Source organism: Capnocytophaga sp. oral taxon 329 str. F0087 (assembly GCF_000213295.2).
GTDB lineage: Bacteria > Bacteroidota > Bacteroidia > Flavobacteriales > Flavobacteriaceae > Capnocytophaga > Capnocytophaga leadbetteri_A.
The window spans coordinates 46,917-50,337 of record NZ_KN389996.1 but is presented as its reverse complement, the minus strand read 5'-3'; the positions used below and the strand labels follow the sequence as shown (position 1 = coordinate 50,337).

Annotated in this window: 3 protein-coding genes; all 3 read right to left on the bottom strand. The window is 34.1% G+C overall.

Features of this window, described 5'->3' with window-relative positions; all coding sequences use genetic code 11:
- Window positions 1–3: 3 nt before the first annotated feature.
- Entirely contained in the window at window positions 4–969 is a 966-nt protein-coding gene (locus HMPREF9074_RS04695; RefSeq protein ID WP_084063418.1) for a heparan-alpha-glucosaminide N-acetyltransferase domain-containing protein, read from the bottom strand.
- 6 nt (window positions 970–975) lie between these two features.
- Entirely contained in the window at window positions 976–2,592 is a 1,617-nt protein-coding gene (locus tag HMPREF9074_RS12670) for a mechanosensitive ion channel family protein (RefSeq protein WP_231121906.1), read from the bottom strand.
- 278 nt (window positions 2,593–2,870) lie between these two features.
- The coding region (locus tag HMPREF9074_RS04685; RefSeq protein WP_034539825.1) for a carboxy terminal-processing peptidase at window positions 2,871–3,421 on the bottom strand (551 nt) is incomplete at its 5' end.

Here is a 3,421-nt window from a genome sequence, read left to right as displayed (position 1 = left end):
CTATTACAAGAGAATGGCTCCGATTATAGCTTCAGTAGGGTTGAGGCTTTTATGGAAGTAATAATCTAAGCTAAGTCTTGGAATAAAATGGTATAGAGCTATACTATGAATGATATAAATAGAAAGCGTATTTTGTCCTATACGTTGAAGAAACTGGGCAGTGAGTACATTACGTAGAATGACAAAAACAGCAAATGTCCAGAGAGTATCGCCCATACGTAGAAAGAGGAATCCATTGCGCGCTAGATTCTCAAAATGCTGCCAGCCAGTAACTGAATAAAGAAAATGAAAGGTATGATATTGAAAATGGAAGATTGCCCCAAAAACAATAAGTAAACTTATAAATATGGGGTATAGATGTTTAGCATTGCGGTAATAATAAAATAAAGACCCCATAAAACCTCCTAAGGTCACGAAACCTAACCACGGAAATATAGTAAAGAAAGTACCGTATTTAGGCGTGAAATAGTTAGCTACAATCTGAGGAAGCCAAGAATACTCATATTTGTTATAGGTTTCATTGAAAGTGAATAAGATAAGAGTAGTAGTAATAAGCATTATAGGTAGCAGATGTCTGACGTGTTTTCGCGCTAATAGATATATACCTACCATAATAATGAGCGCTAGCCCAATACAATGGAGTATATCTACAAAGTAAATATCTTTGCGCAATAGACAGGCTACTCCTATAAGCATTAGTCCTCGTTTAGCTCCTTTTTTTACACGAGGGTTTTTTAGTCCTACACCACTGCGCTCGCCTTCTCGTATAAGTAGGTAGGTAAAGATAAAGCCTGATATAGTGAGAAATACTGGAGCTGTGATACCTGTAAAATAATGCCAAGTATGGAAGTAAATATTCGATTCATCCCAATAAGGTTCACCTAAAAGAGCTGTAATAAAATGCCCTTGGAGCATCATACAGATAGCATATGCTCTTATTACATCAATAAAAATTAATCGCTGTTTCATTTTATTCTATCTTTTATTCTCTTTACTATTTGCTTTTTCTTCTTTTTTAAATTCTCGAATATCAATATACTGAGTAGAAAATATCTCTATATTTGCTTGTTTGAAAGTATTTTGAATGTTTTTTACTAAATCAGATTTGATGAAATACATATTCTCTGGGATAAAAGTGTAAGCGTTAAGTTCGTAAAAAGCATTAAGTTCATCAAGTGATAGCTGAAATACGTATGGGTGAGGGGTAGGAGAGATACCATTAGTCATCAGAGCTGACTCAATGAGTAGTTCTTCTACTAAATTATCAGAATAATCATAGCGCACTTTTACTCTAACATTTAAAGCTAAACCATATTGTTTGCCTATAGAAGAAAAGTTCATAGTAGCCCCACTAAGTATAGCCGAATTAGGTATGGTTACATCTTCATTATTGATAGTTTTAAGGCGTGTTACTAAAGCGTTTTTTTCGATTACTACTCCTATAATCTCTCCTGATTTTATCCAATCGCCTACCTGAAAAGGACGCATATAGCTAATGACAACTCCTGCTATGGCATTAGAAATAGAAGAGGAAGAACCTAACGAAATAAGCACCCCAAAGAATACTGATATTCCTTTAAAAGCATCGCTGTCAGAGTCTGGTAAGTGTGGAAATATAATTACTAAAGCTAAAACCCATAACATTATGCGTATAAGGCTATAAGTGGTACGAGCCCATTCGGGGTGAAAGCCTTTTATTTTTAGGATACCACGCTCAATTTCTAAGGCAAAAAAACGAAGCCCTTTGAGTAAGTAACGGGTGATAATAATGATGATTATAATATTAAATAAGTGCGGCAAATAATTGATAATAGCTACTCCTATATCTCTTATAGGATCACTAATCCACTTGATAATAATTTTTGATAAATATTGGGTAGAAGGGAAAATGTCAAAAATCAGAGGTATAATAGTGATGAATAAAAAAAGCAAAATAACCACTCGCAGTACAGCAAGGAGTTTAAGTAGTGCCTTTACCATCTTTCTTTTCTTAATAAGCTCGTAATTCTTGATACGGATACCTGTTAAGAAGCGGTGTTCGGAGTTGATAGCTACTTTTCTTAAGAACTCAAATAGTCGGTTGATACCCCATACTAATACAAAAGCAATGAGCAATACAAGCAATAATTCTCCTAAACGAATCATTACACTTTTGAGGCTGTTTTGCTCTTTGTATTTTACAATACTACTTTTAATAGCATTAGCATATCGTGAGGCTAAATCTTCTTGAGTAGTATTCTCCCACATAGCATCTACCATTGTAATGCCTACAATACTATTTTTCTTATACATTATATTTAAGTACTCCCCTAAAGGCTTCAATTGAATTGAGTCGGGGGTGAAAAAAGGATCGTCATACAAGGTTTGTATTTTATCTTCTATATATTTCACTCGCGTATCAATATCATAAGAGCCGTGTGAAGTATATAGATAAAATAATGTATCTTTCTGAAAAACAATAGGCTTTCCTCGTATCTTCTCGCGTAGGCTTTCTATTTCTTGCTTCTTTTCGATAGTAGCCAAAGAATCAGATGTATTTGTAGGGGTAGGTGATTGGGTAGTAGTATGTACCAACTCCTTAATTTCATTCATTAAGATGGCTATCTTTATAGAATCTTTTAATCGAATAAGTTTAATAGCTTCTAATTCTCGTTTTATATCCTGTTGAGAGAGGCTGTCACTTTGAGCAAATAGAGAGCTTAAACAGCAAAATATAGATAATATGAAGAGTATTCTTTTCAAGTGAAATATCAATAATTATAAAGATTGATGTGGCAAAGGTACAACTTTTTTAGCACATACCAAAAGAAAAAACTTTGCTAAAGATATTTTTTCCTTAGCAAAGTTTTTCTCTTTCTGATTTATGCTGACTATTTGTTTAAGTCTTCAAGTACTTTCACAGCTTCGTCTATATAAACGTCTTTTTGTAAGTTTTCATGCCAACGATCGCGGCGTAGTTTAAGGTCTTCATTACCTTTCACTTTAGCTTCATCAGAGGCAGTAGAGGCAAACTTAAGCTCTGATTTATAATCGGCTATAGCTTTAAACTTCTTAGCTTGTTCTTCATTCTTATCTATCAAACTTTTATAAGCTTCATAGTTGAGAGGGAATATATTGTCCTTTTGCTGTTGCTTAATCCATTGGGCATTTTCGTCAATCAATTTTAAATATTGATTTTCACTAATACGTTTCTGACTGTTAGCAATTGCCTTATCAAAATTAGCATTATTACTCCAAGGAGTATATTTAGCAGGCTCAATCTTATCCCAAGACATAGCGTTAGGCATATCTCGCTCGCCTATATCTATATATTTGTATTTGTCAGGTACTACGATATCGCTTTCTACTCCTTTTAGTTGTGTAGACCCTCCGTTGATACGGTAGAACTTCTGAATAGTTATTTTGAGAGCACCAAGGTCGC